Source organism: Achromobacter sp. 10T422, from assembly GCF_056394065.1.
The window spans coordinates 1-24,549 of the sequence record NZ_JBFTHD010000014.1 but is presented as its reverse complement, the minus strand read 5'-3'; the positions used below and the strand labels follow the sequence as shown (position 1 = coordinate 24,549).

Genomic DNA, 24,549 nt, shown 5'->3' with positions numbered 1-24,549 from the left:
GCACGCACGCCGGACATAATGCCGCTAAGCCCGTAAAATACCGCATCCCCTTGTTTTGTAGAGTGATTCTTGGACTCCCCCGACTGGCGGCTGTGTGTCGCCCCGATGATTGACGTGACCGACCGCCATTGCCGCTATTTCCACCGGCTGCTGGCCCCCCGCGCACGCTTGTATACGGAAATGATCACGACGGGCGCGCTGCTGCACGGCAATGTCCCGCGTCATCTGGATTTCGACGAAGCCGAGCATCCTGTGGCGTTGCAGCTGGGCGGCAGCGAGCCTGACGCCTTGGCGCAAGCGGCCAAGCTGGGCCGCCAATGGGGCTATGACGAAATCAACCTGAATTGCGGCTGCCCGTCGGAACGTGTGCAAAAGGGCGCATTCGGCGCCTGCCTGATGGCGGAGCCGGCGTTGGTGGCGGATTGCATGAAAGCCATGCAGGACGCCGTCGATATCCCCGTCACCGTCAAGCATCGCCTGGGCTTGGATTACGAAGAATCCTACGCATTCGTCCGAGACTTCGTTGGCAAAATCTACGACACGGGATGCCGGATTTTCATTGCCCACGCCCGGAACGCGGTGCTCAAGGGCCTGTCACCCAAGGACAACCGCGAAATTCCGCCGTTGCGCTATGACGTGGTCAAGCAGCTGAAGCAAGACTTCCCCGACTGCACGTTCGTGCTGAATGGCGGGCTGGCTGATGCGGAGCAATCCGTCCAGGCTGCGGACGAGTTTGATGGCGTGATGCTGGGTCGCGCGGCCTGGCATACCCCGCGCGTGCTGTCGGAAGTGTCGTTGCGGCTGTGGCCGTCGGTGCGCCTGCCCAGCGATGCGCAGGTCGTGGACGCCATGACCGAATACGCCGCCCGGCAAGTCGCCAAGGGCGTGCCGCTGCGTGTGATGACGCGGCCGATGCTGGGGTTGGTGAATGGTCAGTCAGGCGCGCGCCGCTGGCGCCGCATGTTGTCGGACCCGGCGCTGCTGGCCGCCAACAACCCTGACCTGATCTACGACGCCTGGCGCAGCCAGCGGCAGGCGCCGGAAATGCGCGGCGCCGCATTTCAAGCGGCGCCGGCGGGGGTGTAGCAAGCAGGGGGTGGTAGCGAGCAGTGGGTGGGTAATTGCCAGCCGTTGCCGCCAGAAGACTGCGGGGGACCGCAGTCTGACCCCCTGGCAGTTATGACTTGGCCGGTTCGGCGGTTTCCGCGGGCCAATCGCGGATATACGCCTTTAGCATGTTGTTTTCGAACTGCTGGGCGGCAACGATGGCCTGCGCCATGTCATAGAACGAAATCACGCCCATCAGGGTCGGGCCGTCCATGACCGGGATGTAGCGCGCGTGCTTTTCCAGCATCAGGCGCTGTACTTCGTCGGCGCTGGTGTTGGGCGACACGCTTACCGGGGCGTCATCCATGATCGAGCGGATGGTGGTTTCACCGGCGCCGCCATGGGCATGCATGTGACGGATGATTTCGCGGAACGTCAGCATGCCGGTCAGCGTGCCGAATTCCATGATCACCAGCGAGCCTATGTCCTGCTCGCTCATGGTTTGCACGGCCTGGGATACAGGCATGTCGGGCGACGCCGTATAGAGCGTATCGCCCTTGACGCGCAAAATCTCGCTGACCTTCAACATCGGTTCCTCCTGGGCGGACTACGCCCGAATGCATTGCTATTTCTTATTCGCTTCCAATTGCAGCAAGGGAGCGATTCCATTTTCGGTATTCTGCGCTTCTCCGCACAGTTCTTCCAGCGTGGGCGTATTTTGCTGGGAAATTACGGCTGAAGCGACTCGCAATATCTCCGGGTCGTCGCGGACCCTGGGCTGATTGCGGTCAAGCAGGAAATTGTCCACCACGGGCGCCATCGACGTTTCGCGTGCGTCGCACGTCAGCACCCAGTTGTCGTCGGGGGTGCGCGTGGCCAGCCCCATGGCATTCAGCGTTTCAAGCACCTCGTTCAGTTCGTCCTGGTGCAGGTGCAGCTCAGACGCCAGCACATTGGCCGGCATGCCGGGCGGGTTGGCGGACTGGACGCGGCGCAGCGCGCGCAACGCATCCAGCGCATCAACAAACTGCGCGCCCGGATAACGGTTTATTTCMCAGCGGCCCAGGCGGATCAGCGGGGCGCTCGAGGCCAGGGTGGCGCCCAGCAGCACTGCCAACCAGGACAAATAGATCCACAGCAGGAAGATCGGCAGCGTTGCGAACGCGCCATAAATGATGGTGTACGTGGGAAACCGGGTCAGGTAATACGCGAACCCCGACTTCATGACCTCAAGCACGATGGCCGTCACGCAGCCGCCCACCAGCGCGTCGCGCCACAGCACTTCGCGGTTGGGCACGACGACGAACAGGGCGGCGAAACCCAGCGCAGTCAGTATTAGAGGGATGAAGGAAATGGCGATGCTGATGACTTCGGGCACATCCGCCACCAGCCCCAGCGATTCGCGCGCCACGAACGACGTGGCCCACAAACTGGCCCCCGCCAGCACTGGCCCGAGCGTGATGATGGCCCAATAGACCAGCGCCCGTTGCGGCAGGGGGCGCTGGCGCGTCACGTGCCAGATGTCGTTGAAAGCCTGGTCGATCGTCATGATCAGCAACAGGGAGGTCACCAGCAGGAACGCGCCGCCGATCGCGGTCAGGCGCGAGGCCTGCCGGGCGAACTGGTTCAGGTATTCCATGATGTTGTCCGAGACGGACGGCGGCATCAGGCTGTTGGTCAGGAAGTCTTCCAGGGCAACGCGGAATTCCTGGAACACCGGGAAGGCAGTGAATAACGACAGCACCACGGCCAGCATGGGCACGATGGCCAGCACCGTGGTGAACGTGAGGCTGGAGGCGACTTGAAGCAGCTTTTCTTCGTTCGCGCGTTGCGCGGTGAATCGGAAGACGCGTCCGGCCCTCGCGACCCATGAAGAGCGCGAAGTCGAGGGGTCGGTAGCCGCCGGGGTTGCGGCGTCGGGCTCGGCGGGGCGATTCATCAGGCGATAATAGCAGCATGAACCCTGAACTCAACMCCCGCTTGCGCCTCGTGGCCTCGGTTTCACTGTTCGCCCTGATCGTCTTGTGCGTCACCTGGGAAACCGTGGTGGCGCCGGTGCGGCCGGGCGGTTCCTGGATGCTGCTGAAGGCGCTGCCGCTGGCGTTTCCCTTGCGCGGCATCCTGCGCGGAAATCTCTATACCTATCAGTGGGCGTCGATGTTGTCGTTGCTGTATTTGATGGAAGGGGCCGTGCGCGCGATGTCCGATCCCGCTCCGCTTTCCGTGCTGATGGCATGGGGCGAGATCATCCTTTCGGCGACCTTCTTTCTTAGCGCCATTTTCTATGTGCGGCCCGCCAAACGGGCTGCCAGGAGCCAACGCGCATGAGCGTCCCTTCGAGCGTCCATTCCCTGTCAGATCTCCAGGCAGACAATTCATTCGCGGCGCTGCCCGCGGCGTTCTATACCCGTTTGACGCCCCAAGGGCTGAATAATCCACGCCTGCTGCATGCCAACGCGGACGCCGCGGCGCTGATCGGCCTGGACCCGTCGGCGTTTTCCACGCCTGAATTCCTGCAAGTATTTTCCGGTGCGCAGCCCTTGCCTGGCGGGGACACGCTAGCGGCCGTTTATAGCGGCCATCAGTTTGGGGTGTGGGCGGGGCAACTGGGGGATGGGCGCGCCCATCTGCTGGGTGAAATCAAGGGCCCGGCGGGCGGCTGGGAATTGCAATTGAAGGGCGCGGGCATGACGCCGTATTCGCGCATGGGTGACGGCCGCGCCGTCTTGCGGTCGTCGGTGCGCGAATATCTGGCCAGCGAAGCCATGCATGGGCTGGGCATTCCCACCACGCGAGCGCTGGCGCTGGTGGTGTCCGATGATCCGGTCATGCGTGAAACCGTCGAAACCGCCGCCATCGTGACGCGTATGTCGCCTAGTTTTGTGCGTTTCGGCTCGTTCGAGCATTGGTCGTCTCGCCGCCAGCCAGACATGCTCAAAACGCTGGCCGATTATGTCGTTGACCGCTTCTATCCGGAATGCCGCGAGGCGTCAGCGGGCGAGCCGCGGACTGATGCGGCCGTCTATATGAATCTGCTGCGCGCCGTCACGCGGCGTACCGCCTTGCTGATGGCCGATTGGCAGGCGGTGGGGTTTTGCCACGGGGTGATGAATACCGACAATATGTCGATCCTGGGCCTGACGCTGGACTACGGTCCGTATGGCTTCATGGATGGATTCCGTCTGGGCCATGTCTGCAACCATTCCGACACGGAAGGGCGCTATTCCTGGAACCGGCAGCCGTCAGTGGCGCTGTGGAATCTGTATCGCCTGGGCGGCAGCCTGCATACGCTCGTTCAAGACGTGGAAGGGCTGCGCGCGGTGTTGGACGAGTACGAAGCGGTGTTCACCCGTGCCTTTCATGACCGGATGGGCGCCAAGCTGGGCTTGGCGGCATGGCGGCCGGCTGACGAACCCTTGTTGGACGACCTGCTCAAGCTGATGGACGCCAACCAGGCGGATTTCACCTTGTCTTGGCGCAGGCTGGCGGATGCCGTGCTGGGGCAGCGCAGCGCGTTTGAGGATTTATTCATTGACCGAGCCTCGGCCGTAGCCTGGCTGGACCGGCTGCTGGCGCGCCATCAGGAAGATGGGCGGTCGGCGCAAGACGTGGCAGACGCCATGAACCGCGTCAACCCGCTCTATGTCTTGCGTAATCATTTGGCCGAAGAGGCCATTCGCGCGGCGAAGACGGGCGATGTCAGCGAGATCGATACGCTGATGACGCTGTTGCGCAATCCGTATGTGGCTCAAGCGGGCTATGAAAGGTATGCCGGGCTGCCGCCGGATTGGGCGGGCAGTTTGGAAGTCAGTTGCTCGTCTTGACGCAAAATGCGTTCGTTTCCGAAAATAAACTAACCAATTCTTGTGCTTTTACGAGAAAAAGCGGTGATAGGCAGTGAAATATGGCGTTTTTTTTCACTGCAATCATTCGTTTCCATTGTAAATCTCGTAAGATTGTCGCCTGCGGGACACTCAGGATGGTATGCCGCATCCTTGGGGCATTTGTCGACAATTTTCAATATAAAGCACTCTGAATATGCCTGGCGCAGATGGTTTGCTATGTATCGGTCTGCTCGAGGATGATGCCGACTTCCGGGAGGAGTTGGCGTTAGGCTTGGGCGGATATGGTTTTCGGGTGGCATTTGCTTGCGACAATGCTGCGGCGTTTTATCGCCGATTGCAGGAGCAGCCGTGCGATATCGTCATTTTGGATGCTCACCTGCCCGGCGAAGACGGATTCTCCGTCGCCACCCGCCTGCGCGCGTTGAGTCCGGTTGGCATCGTCATGCTGACGGGGCGCAGTGCGCTTGAGGATCGCGTGCGGGGGCTGGAAGGCGGGGCGGACGTCTATATGACGAAGCCCGTGGATTTGCTGGAGCTGAGCTCGGTCATTCGCAGCCTGGCCCGACGCATGCGTCTGGCCAAAGCCCCGCGCCCCGCGGATACCGAAACGCGGGCCTCGGCAGACAGCACGTGGTCATTGCAAGACGGAGGCTGGATTCTGGTGGCCCCCGACGGTGCGTCGCTGCATCTGAGCGCGCAGGAGCGAACCTTCCTGATGGCCTTGATGGATGCCGCCGGCAGCGCGGTCAGCCGCCAGGTCTTGGCGGAACTATTCCTGCCGGACAGCCCCGGTGGTTTTGAACTGCGCCGCATCGACGTGCTGGTGAGCCGTCTGCGCGCCAAGGCGCAAAGCGCGGGGCTCAAATTGCCGGTGCTGTCTGTGCGCGGCCAGGGTTACGTGTTCGCGGCCTGAGCGTCTGGCGAATCTGACGAATCGGCTGCGCTGGCGGGATTTGCCGGATTTTCCGAGCTCGCTGCGTTTACCTGGTCTGGCGAGTTTGCCGAATTTGCCTTCACTGGCAGCGTAATCACAAACCGGGTCCCCACGCCGACCGTGCTCTGCATGGTCAGAGACCCACCTTGGTTCTGGCAAATGCGGCGCGCCAGATATAGCCCGATCCCCATGCCCTGCGTTTCCCGGTGCGCGGAGCGCCGGAAATGCGGCTCGAAAATTCGAGTTTGTTCTTCCTCGCCAATGCCCGGGCCGCGGTCAACCACGGCAATCCACGCCATCGGCACGTCATTAACGCGAACCTGGCCGGCTTCGATCTTGACCGGTTCGTTGGCGGGCGAATATTTGATGGCGTTGTGGATCAGGTTACGCACGACCACGCTGGTCAGCGGGCGGTCGCAATAAACAGGCAATTGATCATCGGCCTGTACCACGAGCGCGTGCGCGGTGTCGGGCTGCATGGCGGTTACGACGTCGCGGGCCAGTTCGGCCAGATCGGTGTATTCACCACGCGGCGTCCAGGCCTGCTCTTCAAGTCGGTCCTGATTCAGCAGTTGGTCCATCAGCTCTGTCATGCGGGCAACCGAGCGATGAATGCGGCCCAAGCGATTGTCAACGGCTTCGCCACTGTCAGACAGAATCATGTCCAGCGATTGCGCCGCCGCGCTGATCGTCGCCAGCGGCGCGCGCAATTCGTGGGAGATCAACGCATTCATCTGCCGCTGGGTGTCCAGCGCGCCCGCCAACTCGGCCAGGCGCAGCTCGCCTTGGGCGACATGTTCGGCATCGGCGTAATCGTGTGCTGGCTGTTCTGCGCTGCGGGGCGGGCGGCTCTGCCGCGCCAGAGCCACACTGAGCAAGGCGCCAAAAACCAATAGCAACCGGACCAGTTCGGCCACGGTGCCGGCGTTGTCGGCGCCATCGGACAACCATGCGTCATGCCCCAGCATCCACGCTGACGCTATATACACACCGGTCAAGACGAGCGACAGCAGGCGATCCGTCTTGCGCAGCAATGTGCGTGCGCCGAACCACAGGCAAAGCGGCACGCTGATGCCCGCACAGACGCCGGCGATCAAGGCGGGGATCAGGCCGTTCTCGGTTTCATAGACGAAGATCAGCGCCAGCGCAGCCACGCCCGCCAGCACGATGGCAAGTCCGCGGCAAGCGCTCGCCAGCAAGGAAGCTTGCGGGGTATCGGCAAACCGCGTGGCAAGCAGTGGCGCGGTCAGCGCCAGCAAGGCAGCAAAGGAACCGGCTTGCAATGCGCCGGGAGGCAAGAAGGCGGGCAGCGACCGGAACAGGCCTTCCAGCAGCATGAAGGCCAGTCCCGCGCCGAAGAGGGCGTCACGGGTGTAGCCCCACGCCACCACGCACGCCAGGCCGCAAGCCATCGCGACCCCGGCCGTCAGGCCAAGTTGCATGTCGTCGTAGGAGCCATTCAAGCCATACGCCCACACCACACCCGGCCAGAGCAACACGCACAGCAGCATGCCGAATCGCGACAGCGAGGCTTGCGATCCGGCGAGGGCACGATGCACACGTTGTTGGCGAAAACGCCAGCGGGTGCGAAGAAACAATCCTTCCGTCAACTAGGAACCCATTGGTGATCCGGCGCGAGGCCGCGCGTATGGGCGAAGTTTACGACAGCCCCGCGGATTGCGCGGACGCCAAGGTCTTCCAAAATCTCTTGGGTGGCGGAATCGGGCACATCTTCGGCGTAAACCGCCATGTCCAATGTCGTGGCCGTGGCCACGACCGTTGCGGCCAGATGTTGGCTGCCAGGGCTGTGAAGCAAGCCGGTAATAAAGCCGCCGCACAGTTTCAGATACGACACCGGGTACTCATGCAGCCGTTCCATCGCGCCGAATTGCTGTGACAGCCKCGACACCCCGACACGTGCGCCGGCGGCGGTGACGATGTCGCACAGCTGGCGCAGGTCGCTGCCTTGCTCGACGAGGCCGGCGGCGTCCACTTCAATGATCAGGCGCGCCGTCAGCGCCGGCCGGTCTGCCAGCATGCGCTCCAATCGGGAAAGAAAGGACGTCTGCGCGAGCGAGGCCAGTGACACGGGCACCGTCAGCGATTCGGAATGCGTGAACAGCCAATCCATGCCCAGGCGGATAGCCTGAATATCGCATTCGGCTGACAGGCCCAGCCGGACGGCAGGCGGCATGAAAATCGAAGCTGGAACGGGATCGCCGCCAGAGGTGTCGTGCAGGGTCAAGCTGGCTTCGTAATGCAGCAGGGCGCCCGACACGTCATAGAGCGGCAATACCGATAGCGAAAAGCGGTGCTGCTCCAGCGCCGTCGCCAAGGCGTCGTGCCAGCTGTATTCACCAATACGCGTGCTGTCGGCCGCTTGGCTGGCGGGCGCAATCTGGTCATCGTCGGCACTTTCCGCGCACATCAGCGCATGGTCCAGCCGCGCCAGCGTATCGCTCATGTTGTCGCCCGGCGCGAACGCCGTCATGGCCAGCGCCCAGCGGCACCACCCGTACTTATCCATCGGCACCCGCAGCGACCGCAGCTCACGGCGCACGCGTTCGGCCAGCAGGCTGGCTTGCGGTGCGGACGTGCGGGGCATGAGGAGAGCGAAGTCCGAACCGCTGATGCGTGCGATTTGCGCGTCCGGCCCGCCGAACTCGGCAATCAGCTTGCGTAGCCGGTCCGAGGATGAAMGCAGCCACTGGTCCGTAAACGCCCGCGACAAATGGCGATTGATCTGCGCCAGGTCACGCTGCCGGAACATCAGGATATGGCCTGCCGATTCAGACGACTTGTCAGCCAGCGCCGACCTGAACTGGTCAACGAAATACTTGCGGTTGTGCAGGCGGGTGATGGGGTCCCGATAGATCTCGCTTTGCAGGGACTCGATCTTTGCGTTCTGTTCTTCGACCGTCGCGGCCACGCGGCGCTGGGCGTCGACCAGCGCTTGGTCCACCCCCGCCAGCTCGCACGATCCGGCAGGCGCCGTACTGTTGCCGGGGGCCAATGCGCGAACGCGTTCGCAGATGTCGCGCGACGTTCGCGTCTCAATCCATCGCACCAGGTTCACGGCGAACAATGACCAGAAGACGCCCGCGGCCAACACCAAGCCCAGCACGCGCACGCCGCCTTGCCACAGCGTATCGCGCGCCAATCGCGTGTCGGCCTGTACCGTGACGGTGCCTCGGACACGGCCGTCCGCCGACACATACGGGCGTGATATCGCGGGTGCCTGCACGTTCAGCCACGCGTTGCGCCAGTCCCCGTCTCGCGTCGAAGCGCCCGGCTGCTTTTGCCGTTCGACGACCGGGGTGCCCCCTTCGTTTGTGATACGCACCAGCGCATACAAGCCCTGCCCAAACAGCTCATCCGCCAAGACGGCCCGGTCCCCAGCGCTGGACGGAGAGTGGGACAGCGCCCAGGTCAGGGCGCTGGCGCCGCCTTCACTTTGTTGCGTCAGCTGCGTGTTCAGATAGCGGTGAGCAGCCAACATCCCCAGCGCCTGAGCGCCGAGCAGGATGAAGCCGATCAAGAGGGCAGTGCAAAGAAGGATCCGGCGTAATGTCGACATGGGTGTGGGATTCCCTTCGCGGGCAGTGAGCCAGTTCATCGCAACACTGGCGGGCCGCCGGTTAAAGGGGGCGTCGGGCTACGAGTGTGCCCGACGGAAAAAAACCTGGATAAGAAACGTGACACACGTTACTAATACCGCAGTGGCGCCTCGGACACTGTAATTCGGTATGTCACAGAACGTACAGAATATTACGAAAATCGCCACCATATCTGACAACCTGTGCAATTATTTCGATCGTGATAATTGCCCGATTGAGAACTATTGAGACAGGGCGTATTAATTTTTGGGCGTTGGCTGTCGTAGTAAGGGTAGGGCATGGATCTTTGGACCGGCCAGCACATGCTACCCAAGGACCACATGACCATCCACGAGCAACCTGAGAGCCTTAGGATTTCAAGGAAAAGAGGCGCGTTGCCTCTGAAGTGTGGCGTTTTTTTGCGAAAATAATGCATAATTTAAAAAATGTTACAGCCCTTGGGTTCTTTCTTGGACCGCAACGCCAGGGGTTTCTAGATAGGGGGCTCCGTGCGTGAGAGTTACCTGCTCGCACTGTGCCTGACGCTCGCGGGCGCACTTGCGGCGATAAGCGTGTTCTTTGTTCGCAGGGAACGCGCATTGCGTCACCGGCTGACGCGCGATGAATTGACCGGCGTCCTTAGCCAGCAGGAGCTGCATCGTCGCGCGCGTTTGTTGCTGGCCCAGAAAGAAGGGCCGGCGCGCCGGGGCGCCTTTTTCCTGGTCAGCTTTGAGCAATACGCCGAGATCAGCGCGATGCTGCGCGCCGGCGAAGAGCAGGCCCTGCTGGTGCAAGTGGCCAATCGGTTGGGTTTGCTGGCCCGCACGCTGGGGGGCTTGGTGGCGCGTACCGGTACCGACGCCTTCACGCTCTGTGTGCCCGAGGTGGATGAGCCCGGAGCGGCGCAGGTGTCGGCCAAACTGCTGGAAGATCTGAGCGTGCCTTATGAACTGGGTGGCCGCCCGCTGATTGCGGTCTTCCGCATCGGAGCGGCGTTGTACCCCGAGCACGGCCGCACTGTGGAAGAGCTGCAACGCTGCGTCCAGGTAGCCATGGTTCCCTTGAAAGAGCGTGGCGGCCCGGGATGGAATCTGTTTGATTTCAGGCTGTTAGCCCGCCATCGGGACGAGCAAGGCCTGGAAAACGACCTGCGTCTGGCGCTGACCACGCCCGCCATGGAACAGTTCGAATTGTTCTACCAGCCGGTCTGCGACAGCGGCACCGGAGTGGTGCAAGGGTGCGAGGCGCTGCTGCGTTGGCATCACCCCACGCTGGGCAGTGTGTCGCCCGCCGTCACCATCGAGCTGGCGGAACGCAGCGGCCTGATCGTGCCGCTGGGCGCATGGATTCTGGAACGCGCCTGCTCCCAAGCCGCGCAGTGGCCCGCGGCCTGGCGCGTGCATGTGAATTTGTCGGTCAAGCAGATGAACGAGGACGGCCTGGTGCAACTCGTGTCTGATGTGCTGGCCGCTACGGAACTGTCACCCCGCAAGCTGGTGCTTGAGATCACGGAATCGATCTTCATCCTGCATTACGAGCGGCACGTCAAGATTCTGAACATCCTGCGCGCGCAAGGCATCGGCGTTGCGCTTGACGATTTTGGCTGCGGCTATTCCAGCCTGAACCACCTTCGCCACCTGCCCATTGATTGGGTGAAGATCGATCGCAGTTTCATCTCGGCGCTGGAATCCGATGCCGGCAGCCGCGAAGTCGTCTCTGCGCTGTTCGGCCTGTGCCAGGCGATGCGCCTGCCCGTCGTGGCCGAAGGCGTTGAAACCGAAGGTCAGCGCGAAATCCTGAAGTCCTTGGGTTGCCGCGTCATGCAGGGATTCCTGCTGGGACGGCCGGCGCCTGCCGCCGAAATCCAGGCTTTGGCCGCGGCGGTGTCATAATCTGGGTTGCTCGCAAACCCGACCTGTTGACCTCCTATGCCCGGCAATACCCTAGGTACCCTTTTTACCGTCACGAATTTCGGCGAATCCCACGGGCCGGCCATCGGTTGCGTCGTGGATGGCTGTCCTCCGGGGCTGAGCCTGGACGCCGCCGATATCCAGCTTGAATTGGATCGCCGCCGCCCTGGCACCTCGCGTCACGTGACGCAGCGCCAGGAAGCCGACCAAGTCGAAATCCTGTCGGGTGTGTACGAAGGCGTGACCACGGGCACCCCCATTGGTCTGCTGATCCGCAACACGGATGCGCGTAGCAAAGACTATTCCAACATCGCCGACACGTTCCGCCCCGGCCATGCCGATTACGCCTACTGGCGCAAGTTCGGCGTGCGCGATCCGCGCGGCGGCGGCCGGTCGTCGGCCCGCCTGACGGCGCCCACGGTTGCCGCCGGCGCCATCGCCAAGAAATGGCTGGCCGAACAATACGGCGTGAAAGTGCGTGGCTACATGAGCCAGCTGGGTCCCATCGAGATTCCTTTCGTGACGTGGGACGAAGTTCCGAACAACGCGTTTTACGCACCCAATGCCGACGTCGTACCTGAGCTGGAAGCCTACATGGACCAGTTGCGCCGCGACGGCGATTCCATCGGCGCGCGCATTGAAGTCGTCGCCGAAAACCTGCCAGCGGGCTGGGGCGAACCCATTTACGACCGCCTGGACGCCGACATCGCTCACGTGATGATGGGCTTGAACGCCGTCAAGGGCGTGTCGATTGGCGCGGGCTTTGCCAGCATTGCGCAGCGCGGCTCCGAGCACGGCGACGAAATCACGCCAGACGGTTTCCTGACCAACCACGCGGGCGGCGTGCTGGGCGGTATCTCGACCGGCCAGCCGATCACCGTGTCGCTGGCCATCAAACCCACGTCCAGCATTCGTGTCGAGCGCCGTTCGGTCAATCGCGCCAATGAACCCACCGTCGTGCAGACGCTGGGCCGCCATGATCCGTGCGTGGGCATCCGCGCAACCCCGATTGCCGAAGCGATGCTTGCTCTGGTGCTGATCGACCACGCCCTGCGTCATCGCGGGCAGTGCGGCGACCCCATCTGATCTATCCCCGGCAGTCTTGCCCATCGTCTCCAGGAGGCCGATTTGAACCGTAAACGTCATCTGTTGCGCGGCACGGCCGTCGCGCTGGCGCTGACTGCGCTAGCCGGTTGCACCGGCATGAACACCACGCAGTCCGGCGCCATCGGCGTGAACCGCACGCAGTACATGTCCAGCCTGGTGCCCTCGCAGGCGCTGGAGCAAGAAGCCAGCCAGCAATACACCGACATCCTCAAGCAGGCCCAAGCCAAGGGGCTGCTGGATCGCGATGCGCAGCAGGTGGCACGCGTGCGCGCCATTTCCCAGCGGCTGATCGCGCAAGCGGGGGTGTTCCGCCCCGACGCCAGCGCCTGGAAGTGGGAAGTGCATGTGCTGTCCAGCGACGAGGTCAACGCCTGGTGCATGCCGGGCGGCAAAATCGCGGTCTATACCGGCCTGATTTCGAAGATCAAACCCACCGATGACGAGCTGGCCGCCGTGCTGGGCCACGAAATTGCCCATGCCTTGCGCGAGCACGCGCGCGAACGCGTATCGCAGCAGATGGCCACGAACCTGGGCTTGCAGGTCTTGTCGATTGCCACCGGTTCCAGTGCGGCAGGTGATCTGGGCGGGGAACTCACCAATGTGATGTTCACCTTGCCGAACAGCCGCACGCACGAGACCGAAGCGGATCGCATGGGCGTGGAACTGGCGGCCCGCGCGGGCTTTGACCCGCGCGCCGCCGTCACGCTGTGGCAGAAGATGGGCGCGGCGGACAGCGGCAATGCGCCGCCCGAAATCCTGTCTACGCACCCGTCGGCGGCCTCGCGTATTACCGACTTGCAGGCCGCCGCGCAGCAGGTGATGCCGCTGTATCAGCAGGTCAAGAAGTAGCGCTTGGCGCTGGCTTGACACCCGGCCCGCGCATGATGGTGATACCCAGGCTGGCCAGGATGCGCCGCGTTTCGGCATCCGGCACGTCTTCGGCATACACCGCAATGTTCAGCGTGCGGGCGGTCTCAAGCACCGAGGCCGTCAACTGCTGGCTGCCCGGGCTTTGCGACATGCCGCCCACAAAACCACCCCCCAGCTTCACGTAGGACAGCGGCAGCGTATGCAGTTGGGCCACTGCGCCAAACTGCTGCGCCAGCCGGCGCACGCCGATATGCGCGCCGAATTCCGACGCCACGCGGGCGAGCGTCGCGATCTGTTCGTGGCATTCCACCAAACCGTGCGCATCGATTTCCAGGAACAGGCGATGCGCCAGCGGGCGGCGTTCCGTCAGCAGCAGCGCCAACTGGCGGAAGAACTTCTGGCCACGCAATGAGGGCAGGGCAACGCGCACTGCCAATTCGCCGTCGTGGCTTGCCAGCCAATCCAATCCCAAACGCACGGATTCCAGATCGCAATCGGCCACCAGGTCGAGCCGCACCGCGGGCGGAATGAAAAGCGTGGCGGGAATGGCCTCCTGGTCGGGGGCCGTGCGCAGCATCAGCATGGCTTCGGTGCGCACCGTGCCGCCGTCAGCAGCCAGCAAAGGCTCCGTCGCCAGCTCGAAATGCTTGTCTTCCAGCGCGGTCAGAATCGCGTCCTTCCACGCCCGCTCGCCCGATTCCGACGGCGACTGCATGTCGGTCGCGCCCGCAATCACGACGTGATCGTTGTTGGCGCTTTCGGCGCGCATCAGCCCGAAGTCCAGGCGCGCCAGCACGGGGCCGGCCTGATTGCCCTGGCTGTAATCCGTCATGGCCGACGCCCAGCGGCAGAGATGGCCTTCGCCCACCGGGATGCGCGAGGCGTGCAGGTCCGCGCGCAGCCGTTCGGCAACCATCATCGCCTGGGGCGCTGCGCAATTCGGCAGCAGCAACGCAAAGTCAGATCCATTCAGACGAGCCAGCATGGGGGCGGCCACGTTCAAGGACTTCAGCGTGCCTTGAATGCGTTCGCACGCGGCGCGCAGCCACTGGTCGATGAATTCGCGCGGCATGTGTCGGTTCAGGTCGGCCAGATCACGTTGGCGGAACACCAGCACATGCCCGCCGCGCTTGGCGGCCGGATCTTCCAGCGCGCGCCGGAACTCGTTGACGAAGTACTTGCGGTTGGGCAGGCCCGTCACCGGGTCCTGGTTAAGCTCCAGCTCCAGCGATTCGATCTTGGCGTTTTGTTCCTCGACGCTGGCGTACACGCGTTCGCGCGTTTGATTCAGGGCCTGCACCACGCCCGACAGCTCGGGCACGCGCGCTTCAACTTGTTCGGGCGGCGAGTCCTGGCCAATGCTGCGCACGTGGTCGCTGATTTCCCGCAGCAGGCGGTTCTTGATCCAGCCCACCAGCACGAACGCGAACACGGCCCACAGCACGCCCGCGCCCACCACCAGCGCAATCATCTTCAAGCTGCTGCGCCACAGGGCTTCCCAGGCGTAGGCGTCGTTGGCGGTGAGCGTCACTTCACCAATCTGGCGCCAGCCGTCGCTGACCGCGTGGCTGGCCGATTGCGTGTCCAGCGGCGCCAGCTTCTGGAACCAGGCGGGCACCGCGTTGGGCGTGGCGGTGGACTTGCGTTCGATCAGCACCTTGCCATCGGGGTCCGTCAATCGCACCAGCGAAAAATGGCCGCCGTCATACAACGCGGACAGCAGCAGTTCCTGAAGCACCGGGTCGTTATTGGCGGGCTGCGACAAGGACAGCGCCAGCGATACCGCCGCGTCGGTGCTTTGCACCTGCAATTGGCCCGACAGGTATTCACGCGCCGAGTTCACGCTGAGCGCCAAGGTACCCAGCAAGATGACGCCAATCGCCAAGGTCACGCTGAGCAGTAGCTGTCGAAGTATGGACATAGTCTTGTTTCCGGCGATCAGGGGCGGATGCCTTCCCGATCCATGCGTTGAAGTAGATCACGCCAGCGGCTGAGCCGATCAACCGGCGCGGCGGGTTTGCCATCCACGTAGACCCCGTCGGCATTAAAGCTGAACACCGGCGTCAGATCGCGGCGCTGCGTGGCGGGCAGGATGGTTGAAATCAGGCTGTCCAGCACCAGCGGGACTGCATTCGGCGTTTCGTAATAGCCCAGCACCATGTGGGCGACCTGGCTGCTGCTGGCCGGTCCGCCGACGCGCGCGCGAACATAGATGAAGCGCAGCTTGTTGGCGGGTACGCCCATGGCCAGCAGCGTGAAGTACTTGCCGATGACATAGTCTTCGCAGTCGCCCGCGCCTTTGCCCAGCGATTCCAGCGGCGTGGCCCAATAATCGGCCTGCCCCCAGATGGTCGCGTCTTCGCCAGACAGCAGCGCGCGATTCCAAAAATCATTCGCCGTCGTGAGACGGTCGCGTTCCAGCGCTGGCGGCGGGGCGCGCAACAACTGTAGCCAGTTCCCGACCGACTTTGCACCCTTGGCGCCATAGCGGCTGGCGGCCAGGCTTTGCAGACGATCGGAATTTACCTCGAGCGCAAAGCTGCCGCCCCAGACGCAAGCCAGGCATAGCAGCACCAATCGGCACAGGGTCACCAAGCCGCGGAAACGGTGAGTCGAGGACATGAAACGGATTTTCACATTTTTCCGACTGTCGCAGACATGCCAGAGGAAAAAATGCTGGCGAACAAGGGGCGGGCCGCGGCCGGCCCGCCCCTTGCCACACTAAGGTATCGCCGTGGTGCTTAGCTGTGGTCGACGTTCAGCTTCCCCTTTTGCAGCAGGTCATTGATGATGGCCTGGTTGCTGAGCGCACCGTTGTTCGTCAGGTCCACGTTCTCCAGCACGATCTTCTGGTCAGCGCCTTGGGCAATCTGGCCCTTGGTGTTGATGTCGATGACCGTGTTGTTGCCTTCCTTGTGAATGTTCAGGTACTGCGTCAGCGTGCCGTCCTTCTCGCCAATCAGCAGATCCTTCAGATCCAGAACGTCGCCGCCATTGGCGATGGTGTCGGCGGAGAAGTCCTTGATCGTGTCGACCGACGGCGCGCCCACGGCGCCCTGATCGTTCAACTCCCACTTGAACGTGTCGCTGCCGGCGCCGCCGTACAACGTGTCGTCGCCCTTGCCGCCAATCAGCGTGTCAGTGCCCGACCCGCCATCCAGCACGTCGTTGCCCGCGCCACCATGCAGGTAGTCGTTGCCCGAGCCGCCGTAGAGAATGTCGTTGCCGTCATCGCCGTACAGGGTGTCGTTGCCGCCCTGGCCGTAGATGATGTCGTCGCCCGTGCCGCCGTGGACGGTGTCGTCCCCGCCGCGCAGATCATCCGTCAGGTTGAACTGCGCGTGGTTGGCCTTCAGGTAGTCGTAGATCTCCGTGCTGGTCGCGGCATGGCCGTTCTGGTAAGCCAGGAAGTCCTGCAACGCCTTCAGGCCTTGGCCATCGTGCGAACCGGCGGCGACGGTGCCCCAGGCAAGGTGATCGGTATTGATCGTGTCGCCAAAGATGATGTCGTTGCCCGCGCCGCCGTTGATGACGTCGTTACCCACCACAGCCGGGTCCAGGCTGGAGCTGCCGCTTTGCAGCGCGGCGGCCAGGTCTTCACCCTTAAGCACGATGTCCACATCGCCGCCAGGGGCTGCGATGACGTTGCTGGCCGTGTAATTCGTACGCATGATGTCGTCGATATACACCGTAGCGTTGCCGCTGCCCGAGGTGTTGTCGGCCACATCGAACACAAAGCGATAGGTGCCGCCCGCGTACGTATTGGTGGTGATGGTGGTCCAGTTTGACATGGCGCTGGTGATGCTGCCCTTGTCGATGGTGATCCAGCTGCCGTCCGCCTTCTGCAACTGCAACGACCACGTGAACACGTCGCCCGTGTTGAAGCTGCCCGTGGCTGCCGAGAAGCTCATCTTGCCGTAGCCGGAGTAGTTGAACGTCGGCGTGATGGCGTTGGTGCTGGTGCCGCCAGCCGTATCAATGATGCGGATGTAGTCGCTGCTGACGCGGCTCACTGACCCGCCATTGCCCGTACCGGAAACCGTCCAGGTGCCAACGTTGCCCCAGCCCGAGCTCGAGTTGAAGTTGGCAATGGTGCTGGTGCTGGAACCGCTGCCGAAACTGGCATAGGTCGTCACCGCGCCGCCCGTGCTGCCCGTGTTGTCGAACAGGCGCAGGTAGTCTTCATTGACGCCGTTGCCGATGCCAATACCGTGCACGGTGCTCATGTTGGACAGCGGCGTGAACGCATTCACGGATTCCTGCACCGTGGTCTGGTCGGTCGTGCTGCCATCGCCACCCGTCGTGCCGTTGCTCTTGATGTAGTAGGTTGGGTCGCCGTCAGTCAGGAAGAACGTGACGTTTTCATACCCGTTCGCCACCGATTTTCCTGCCGCCGTCTGGCCGTTGAACCACGACACGGCGCTGTTGAAGGCCGCTTCGTAGTTCGTGCCGCCGGTTGCCGACAGATTATTGATGGCGTTCAGCAAGGTCTGGACGTTCGACGACGTCAGATTCTGCAACGTAACCGGCGTACCCGCCGACGTCGCAAAACCAATCAGCGTGACGTTGACGATGCCGTCATGGCCCACCAATTGGTTGGCCAGGTTCGTCAGTGCGTCTTTGACGAGCGCAATGCGCGACTGGCCCGAACCCGAGGTCGAACCGTCCAGCTTGTACGCCATACTGCCCGACGTATCCACGACCAGGGCAATGTTGTAGTTCTTGCCCGGCTCTACGGTCACGACCGTGCCGCCCTTGTCGCCCAGGATGATGTCGTCGCCCGAACCGCCGTTCAGCACCGGCGTGGTGCCCGTGCCGCTGCCGACGTTTTCGCCCGTCACCACATTGTTGGTGTTCAAGACGAAGTTGTACGTGCCCGAGGTGTTCTGGCCGCCATGGTCGGTGCCACCGCCATCGCGCACCTGGAACCCGATCGAGGTATCCAGGCCATTGGCCGACGGCGTGAAGACCAGCTTGCCAGCCGCGATATCCGCCGCCGACACCGCCGTGTTCAGCGCGACGGGGCTGCCGTTCAGCGTCAACGTGCCATCGGTGGGCAGGCGCGAGATGATCACGCTTTGCAGGGCGTTGCTTTCGGCGCCGTCGCTGAAATTGAACTCGGCCACCGTGAAGACATGGCTGGTGCCAATTTCCACATTGGCAGAGTTATCCGCAGCAACCGGCGCGTCGTTCGTGCCCACAATCGACACCGAGATCGGTTGAACCGTCGTGCCGTCGCCCGCGACCACGTTGAACGACTCGGAAAGCGTGGCGCCAGCAGGCAGGTTCTGCACCGCCGGCAGGCTGTTGTTCAGCGTGTACGTCCAGTTCCCGTTGGCGTCGATCGAGAACGTGCCGTACTTGCCAACCACATTGGTCTGCGCCACCACGCCGCTCTGGCCCACGTCCGCATCCACTACGTTCAGCTTGCCGCTGGTGGACAGGGTGTAGTCCTCGGTCACCGTGCCGGACGTCTGGCCGGTGATCACCGGCGCGTCGTTCGTGCCCGTGATGGTGACCGTGACCGGCAACTGTGCCGTGCCGCCATGGCCGTCGTTGACGGTCACAGTGATGGTGTCCGTCACCTGCTGGCCTTCCTTCAGGCCTTGGACATTGGCGCTGTTGTTGTTCAGCGTGTAGGTCCACTTGCCCGAGCTGTCGACCGTAAACGTCCCGTACGTGCCGGCCCCGCCGTTGCTGACCGACCACGTGTGCGTATCGGTCGTATCGATGTCGGTCTTGGTCAGTTGGCCGGTGGTAGTCAACGTGCCATCTTCCTTCACCGCGCCCGTCGTCACGCCGGCCATGGTAGGCGCATCGTTGGACCCGGTGACGGTCACGGTGATGACCTGCGTGGCCGTGCCGCCGTGGCCGTCATTGATGGTCACGGTGATGGTGTCGGTCACCTTCTGGCCATCGGCCAGCGCCTGAACCTTGGCGTTGGCGTTGTCCAGCGTGTACGTCCACTTGCCGGCCGCATCCACCACGAAGGAACCGTACGTGCCCTTGCCGGCGTTGTTCAGCGTCCACGTGTGGGTGTCGGTGGTGTCGACATCCGCCTTGGTCAACTGGCCGCTGACCACTTGCGTGCCGTCTTCGGTCACGCCACCACTGACAACGCCGCCGATCGTCGGGGCATCGTTGGTGCCAGTGACGGTGATGGTGACGACTTGCTGCGCCGTCCCGCCGTGGCCGTCGTCGACAGTGACGGTGATGGTGTCGGTCACTTGCTGGCCATCGGCCAGGGCTTGCACCTTGGCGTTGGCGTTGTCCAGCGTGTACGTCCACTTGCCAGTGCTATCCACCGCCAGCGTGCCGTACGTGCCCTTGCCAGCATTGTTGACGGACCAGGTGTGCGTGTCGGTTGCGTCGACATCGGTCTTGGTCAACTGGCCGGTAATGACTTGCGTGCCATCTTCCTTCACTGCACCGGTCGTCACGCCGCCAATAGTCGGGGCATCGTTCGTGCCGGTAACGGTGATGGTAATCACCTGCTGCGCCGTCCCGCCATGGCCGTCGTCGACGGTCACGGTGATGGTGTCGGTCACTTGCTGGCCGGCAGCCAGGGCTTGGACCTTGGTGCTGGTGTTGTCCAGGTTGTACGTCCACTTGCCGGTGGCATCGACGGCGAAGGAACCATATTGGCCCTTGCCGGCGTTGTTGACCGACCAAGTATGCGTGTCCGTGGCATCAACGTCGGTTTTGGACAGCTGGCCCGAGATGCTGCTTTGTGCGGCATCTTCCGTAACCGCGCCAGTCGCCGCGCCCGAAATGGTCGGGGCATCGTTGGAGCCAGTGACGGTGATGGTGATGACTTGCTGCGCCGTCCCGCCGTGGCCGTCGTCGACGGTCACGGTGATGGTGTCGGTCACTTGCTGACCGGCAGCCAGGGCTTGCACCTTGGTGCTGGTGTTGTCCAGGTTGTACGTCCACTTGCCGGTCGCGTCGACCGAGAAGTTGCCGTACGTACCCTTGCCAGCGTTGTTGACGGACCAGGTGTGCGTGTCGGTGGCATCAACGTCGGTCTTGGACAGCTGGCCCGAGATGCTGCTCTGCGTGGCATCTTCTGTAACCGCGCCAGTCGACGCGCCCGAAATGGTCGGGGCGTCGTTGGAGCCGGTGACGGTGATGGTGATGACCTGCTGCGCCGTCCCGCCATGGCCGTCGTTGACGGTCACGGTGATGGTGTCGGTCACTTGTTGGCCGGCAGCCAGGGCTTGCACCTTGGTGCTGGTGTTGTCCAGGTTGTAAGTCCACTTGCCGGTCGCGTCGACCGAGAAGGTGCCGTACGTACCCTTGCCCGCGTTGTTGACGGACCAGGTGTGCGTGTCAGTGGCGTCAACATCGGTCTTGGACAACTGACCCGAGATGCTGCTTTGTGCCGCATCTTCCGTAACCGCTCCAGTCGATGCACCTGAGATGGTCGGGGCATCGTTCGTGCCGGTAACGGTGATGGTAATCACCTGCTGCGCCGTCCCGCCGTGGCCGTCGTCGACGGTCACGGTGATGGAGTCGGTCACTTGCTGGCCGGCAGCCAGGGCTTGCACCTTGGTGCTGGTGTTGTCCAGGTTGTAAGTCCACTTGCCGGTGGCATCGACGGCGAAGGTGCCGTACGTACCCTTACCCGCGTTGTTGACGGACCAAGTATGCGTGTCCGTGGCATCAACGTCGGTCTTGGACAGCTGGCCCGAGATGCTGCTCTGCGCGGCATCTTCCGTAACCGCGCCAGTCGACGCGCCCGAGATGGTCGGGGCGTCGTTGGAGCCAGTGACGGTGATGGTGATGACCTGCTGAGCCGTCCCGCCATGGCCGTCGTCGACGGTCACGGTGATGGTGTCGGTTACTTGCTGACCGGCAGCCAGGGCTTGGACCTTGGCGCTGGCGTTGTCCAGGTTGTACGTCCACTTGCCGGTGGCATCGACCACGAAGGAACCGTACGTGCCCTTGCCGTCGCCCGGAACCGACCACGTGTGGGTGTCGGTGGTATCGACGTCAACGGCAGTCAGTTGGCCATTGATCGTCTTGACGCCGTCTTCAACGACTGCGCCGGTCGATGCGCCCGTGATGGTGGGGGCGTCGTTGGCACCCGTGATGGTCACGGTGATGACCTGCTGCGCCGTCCCGCCATGGCCGTCGTTGACGGTCACGGTGATGGTGTCGGTTACTTGCTGACCGGCAGCCAGGGCTTGGACCTTGGTGCTGGCGTTGTCCAGGTTGTACGTCCACTTGCCGGTCGCATCGACCGAGAACGAACCGTACGCGGCCTTGCCGTCGCCCGGAACCGACCAGGTGTGGCTGTCGGTGGCGTCAACATCCACGGCAGTCAGTTGGCCCGAAGTCGTCTTGGCCAGGTCTTCGGTGACATTGCCCGTTGCCGCGCCCGTGACGGACGGCAGGTCGTTGGAGCCGGTGACGGTGATCGTAATGACCTGCGTAGCCGTGCCGCCATGGCCGTCGTTGACGGTCACGGTGATGGTGTCGGTCACTTGCTGGCCGGCGGCCAGGGCTTGCACCTTGGTGCTGGTGTTGTCCAGGTTGTACGTCCACTTGCCGATCGCGTCGACCGAGAAGTTGCCGTACGTACCCTTGCCGTCGTTGTTGACGGACCAGGTGTGCGTGTCGGTCATGTCGACGTCGATGGCCTTCAGTTGGCCATTGATGGTCGTTGCGACGTCTTCAGTCACCGCACCCGTCGCCGCGCCGGAAATGGTCGGAATGTCGTTAGTGCCGACGATCGTGACGACGACTTGGCCGGTGGTGCCATCAGCCGTCGTGACGGTGAAGGTCTCGGTCAGGGTCTTGCCCGCGCCCAGGCCTTGGACGGCCGGATCGTTGTTGGTCAGTGTGTAGGCCCACTTGCCATTGGCGTCGATGGAGAAGGTGCCGTGCTGACCGGCTGCATTGGTTTGCGTTTGGAAGACCGCTTGGCCAGCGTCGGGATCGGTGACTTCGAGCTTGCCGCCGGTCGTAAGCGTCACGTCTTCGGTGACCGAACCCTTGTCATCGCCGGGTTGAGCCGGGTTGATGATGGCGCCGTCATCGGTGCCATTGATGGTGACCGTGACTTGCTTGTCGACGATTCCGCCGTTGCCGTCGTTCACCGTCACAGTGAAGGTTTCGGTAAAGGTGTCGCCGGACTTCAGGCCCTGAACAGCCTTGTTGGCGTTGTCCAGGTTGTACGTCCAGTTGCCCGAACCATCGACGGAGAACGAACCATACGTACCCTTGCCGTCATTGTTGACGGTCCAGGTGTGCGTATCGGTCGTGTCAATGTCAGCGACATCGATCTTGCCGGTGGCGACGAGCGTGCCGTCTTCCGTGACCGCGCCGTCAGCCTTGCCGGTCAGAACCGGAACATCATTCGTACCAACGATGGTGACAACCACCTGACCGGTGGTGCCATCCGCCGTCGTAACGGTGAACGTCTCGGTCAGCGTCTTGCCCGCGCCCAAGCCTTGAACAGCCGGGTCATTGTTGGTCAGGGTGTAGTTCCACTTGCCATCGGCGTCGATGGAGAACGTGCCGTGCTGGCCGGCAGCATTGGTCTGCGTTTGGAAGACCGCCTGGCCCGCATCCGGGTCGGTCACTTCCAGCTTGCCGCCGGTCGTGAGCGTACCGTCTTCGGTAACCGAACCCTTGTCATCGCCCGGTTGAGCCGGATTGATGGTCGCGCCGTCGTCCGTGCCGTTGATGGTGACCGTGACTTGCTTGTCGACGATTCCGCCGTTGCCGTCGTTGACGGTCACGGTAAACGTTTCGGTAAAGGTCTCGCCGGACTTCAGGCCTTGAACAGTCTTGTTGGCGTTGTCCAGGTTGTAGGTCCAGTTACCCGAACCATCGACCGAGAACGAGCCATACGTACCCTTGCCATCATTGTTGACGGTCCAGGTATGGGTATCGGTCGTGTCGACATCAGTGACGTCGATCTTGCCGGTGGCAACSAGCGTGCCGTCTTCGGCAACCGCACCGTCAGCCTTGCCAGTCAGAACGGGGATGTCGTTGGTGCCGACGATCGTGACGACCACTTGACCTGTCGTGCCATCAGCCGTCGTGACGGTGAAGGTCTCGGTCAAGGTCTTGCCAGCGCCCAGGCCTTGAACGGCCGGGTCGTTGTTGGTCAGGGTGTAGTTCCACTTGCCATCGGCGTCGATGGAGAASGTGCCGTGCTGACCGGCTGCGTTGGTCTGCGTTTGGAAGACGGCTTGACCGGCATCCGGGTCGGTCACTTCGAGCTTGCCGCCTGTCGTGAGCGTGCCGTCTTCGGTGACCGAACCTTTGTCATCACCCGGTTGAACCGGGTTGATGATGGCGCCGTCATCGGTGCCATTGATGGTGACCGTGATCGCCTTGTCGACGATTCCGCCGTTGCCGTCGTTGACGGTCACGGTGAAAGTTTCGGTGATCGATTCGCCGGACTTCAGACCTTGAACGGTCTTGTTGGCGTTGTCGAGGTTGTACGTCCAGTTGCCCGAACCATCTACCGAGAACGAACCATACGTACCCTTGCCGTCGTTGTTGACGGTCCAAGTGTGCGTGTCGGTGGTATCAACATCAGCAACATCAATCTTGCCGGTGGCAACGAGCGTGCCGTCTTCGGYAACCGCRCCGTCAGCCTTRCCMGTCAGAACSGGGATGTCRTTSGTRCCGACGATCGTGACCACGACCTGGCCCGTCGTGCCATCAGCCGTCGTGACGGTGAAGGTCTCGGTCAAGGTCTTGCCAGCGCCCAGGCCTTGAACGGCCGGGTCGTTATTGGTCAGGGTGTAGGTCCACTTGCCATCGGCATCGATGGAGAAGGTGCCGTGCTGACCGGCGGCATTGGTCTGCGTTTGGAAGACCGCTTGGCCCGCATCCGGATCGGTGACTTCCAGCTTGCCGCCGGTCGTGAGCGTCCCGTCTTCGGTGACCGAACCCTTGTCATCGCCGGGTTGAGCCGGGTTGATGATGGCGCCGTCATCGGTGCCATTGATGGTGACCGTGACTTGTTTGTCGACGATTCCGCCGTTGCCATCGTTGACGGTCACGGTAAACGTTTCGGTAAAGGTCTCGCCGGACTTCAGGCCTTGAACAGCCTTGTTGGCGTTGTCGAGGTTGTACGTCCAGTTGCCCGACCCATCGACCGAGAACGAACCATAAGCACCCTTGCCGTCGTTGTTTACGGTCCAGGTGTGCGTGTCAGTCGTATCAACATCAGCGACATCAATCTTGCCGGTGGCAACGAATCTTGCCGGTGGCAACGA

General features: G+C 62.7%; 14 protein-coding genes. 7 read left to right on the top strand and 7 right to left on the bottom strand.

The features are described from left to right. Positions 1–69: 69 nt before the first annotated feature. Complete coding sequence (dusA, locus tag AC1DB0_RS28480) at positions 70–1,086, top strand: tRNA dihydrouridine(20/20a) synthase DusA (RefSeq protein WP_082387277.1); 1,017 nt, start codon at positions 70–72, stop codon at positions 1,084–1,086. A gap of 91 nt (positions 1,087–1,177) precedes the next feature. On the opposite strand, the gene AC1DB0_RS28475 is transcribed toward dusA, so the two are convergent. Together AC1DB0_RS28475 and AC1DB0_RS28470 are read right to left on the bottom strand one after the other, a co-directional pair. After that, positions 1,178–1,636 carry a CBS domain-containing protein gene (locus tag AC1DB0_RS28475; RefSeq protein ID WP_006218678.1) on the bottom strand — a complete coding sequence of 153 codons (459 nt, stop codon included), beginning with the start codon at positions 1,634–1,636 and terminating at the stop codon, positions 1,178–1,180. Positions 1,637–1,672: 36 nt separating this feature from the next. After that, entirely contained in the window at positions 1,673–2,986 is a 1,314-nt protein-coding gene (locus AC1DB0_RS28470; protein WP_476758805.1) for a YihY family inner membrane protein, read from the bottom strand. Between the two features lie 17 nt (positions 2,987–3,003). On the opposite strand from AC1DB0_RS28470, the gene AC1DB0_RS28465 reads away from it, so the two are divergent. From AC1DB0_RS28465 to AC1DB0_RS28455, 3 genes are all read left to right on the top strand, one after another. Next, positions 3,004–3,375, top strand: coding sequence for a DUF2069 domain-containing protein (locus AC1DB0_RS28465; protein ID WP_476758804.1), 372 nt, complete (start codon positions 3,004–3,006; stop codon positions 3,373–3,375). Continuing rightward, on the top strand, positions 3,372–4,871 hold the full coding sequence (locus AC1DB0_RS28460; protein WP_476757058.1) for a protein adenylyltransferase SelO: 1,500 nt from the start codon (positions 3,372–3,374) through the stop codon (positions 4,869–4,871). Before AC1DB0_RS28465 ends, AC1DB0_RS28460 begins: the two co-directional genes overlap by 4 nt. Before the next feature lie 214 nt (positions 4,872–5,085). Next, complete coding sequence (locus AC1DB0_RS28455; RefSeq protein WP_054427477.1) at positions 5,086–5,805, top strand: response regulator transcription factor; 720 nt, start codon at positions 5,086–5,088, stop codon at positions 5,803–5,805. Here AC1DB0_RS28455 and AC1DB0_RS28450 read toward each other — a convergent pair. Continuing rightward, positions 5,787–7,385, bottom strand: a complete 1,599-nt coding sequence (locus AC1DB0_RS28450) for a sensor histidine kinase (RefSeq protein WP_476757057.1) — start codon at positions 7,383–7,385, stop codon at positions 5,787–5,789. The two genes, AC1DB0_RS28455 and AC1DB0_RS28450, sit on opposite strands and share 19 nt — an antisense overlap. Positions 7,386–7,432: 47 nt before the next feature. After that, on the bottom strand, positions 7,433–9,325 hold the full coding sequence (locus AC1DB0_RS28445; RefSeq protein WP_476758803.1) for a bifunctional diguanylate cyclase/phosphodiesterase: 1,893 nt from the start codon (positions 9,323–9,325) through the stop codon (positions 7,433–7,435). 606 nt (positions 9,326–9,931) lie between these two features. Here AC1DB0_RS28445 and AC1DB0_RS28440 point away from each other — a divergent pair. From AC1DB0_RS28440 to AC1DB0_RS28430, 3 genes are read left to right on the top strand one after another with little or no spacing between them, the layout of a single operon-like run. Continuing rightward, on the top strand, positions 9,932–11,314 hold the full coding sequence (locus tag AC1DB0_RS28440) for a putative bifunctional diguanylate cyclase/phosphodiesterase (RefSeq protein ID WP_054427478.1): 1,383 nt from the start codon (positions 9,932–9,934) through the stop codon (positions 11,312–11,314). A gap of 36 nt (positions 11,315–11,350) precedes the next feature. Further along, positions 11,351–12,418, top strand: a complete 1,068-nt coding sequence (gene aroC, locus AC1DB0_RS28435) for a chorismate synthase (RefSeq protein ID WP_054427479.1) — start codon at positions 11,351–11,353, stop codon at positions 12,416–12,418. A 42-nt stretch (positions 12,419–12,460) separates the two neighbouring features. Further along, on the top strand, positions 12,461–13,288 hold the full coding sequence (locus tag AC1DB0_RS28430; RefSeq protein ID WP_175169819.1) for a M48 family metallopeptidase: 828 nt from the start codon (positions 12,461–12,463) through the stop codon (positions 13,286–13,288). On the opposite strand, the gene AC1DB0_RS28425 is transcribed toward AC1DB0_RS28430, so the two are convergent. From AC1DB0_RS28425 to AC1DB0_RS28415, 3 genes are all read right to left on the bottom strand, one after another. After that, positions 13,278–15,230 (bottom strand): bifunctional diguanylate cyclase/phosphodiesterase, encoded by a 1,953-nt coding sequence (locus tag AC1DB0_RS28425; RefSeq protein WP_175169820.1) that lies wholly within the window; start codon positions 15,228–15,230, stop codon positions 13,278–13,280. The two genes, AC1DB0_RS28430 and AC1DB0_RS28425, sit on opposite strands and share 11 nt — an antisense overlap. Before the next feature lie 17 nt (positions 15,231–15,247). Next, complete coding sequence (locus tag AC1DB0_RS28420; RefSeq protein WP_054427494.1) at positions 15,248–15,931, bottom strand: transglutaminase-like cysteine peptidase; 684 nt, start codon at positions 15,929–15,931, stop codon at positions 15,248–15,250. 119 nt (positions 15,932–16,050) lie between these two features. Beyond that, positions 16,051–24,546 carry a VCBS domain-containing protein gene (locus tag AC1DB0_RS28415; RefSeq protein WP_476758808.1) on the bottom strand — a complete coding sequence of 2,832 codons (8,496 nt, stop codon included), beginning with the start codon at positions 24,544–24,546 and terminating at the stop codon, positions 16,051–16,053. Positions 24,547–24,549 lie beyond the last annotated feature (3 nt).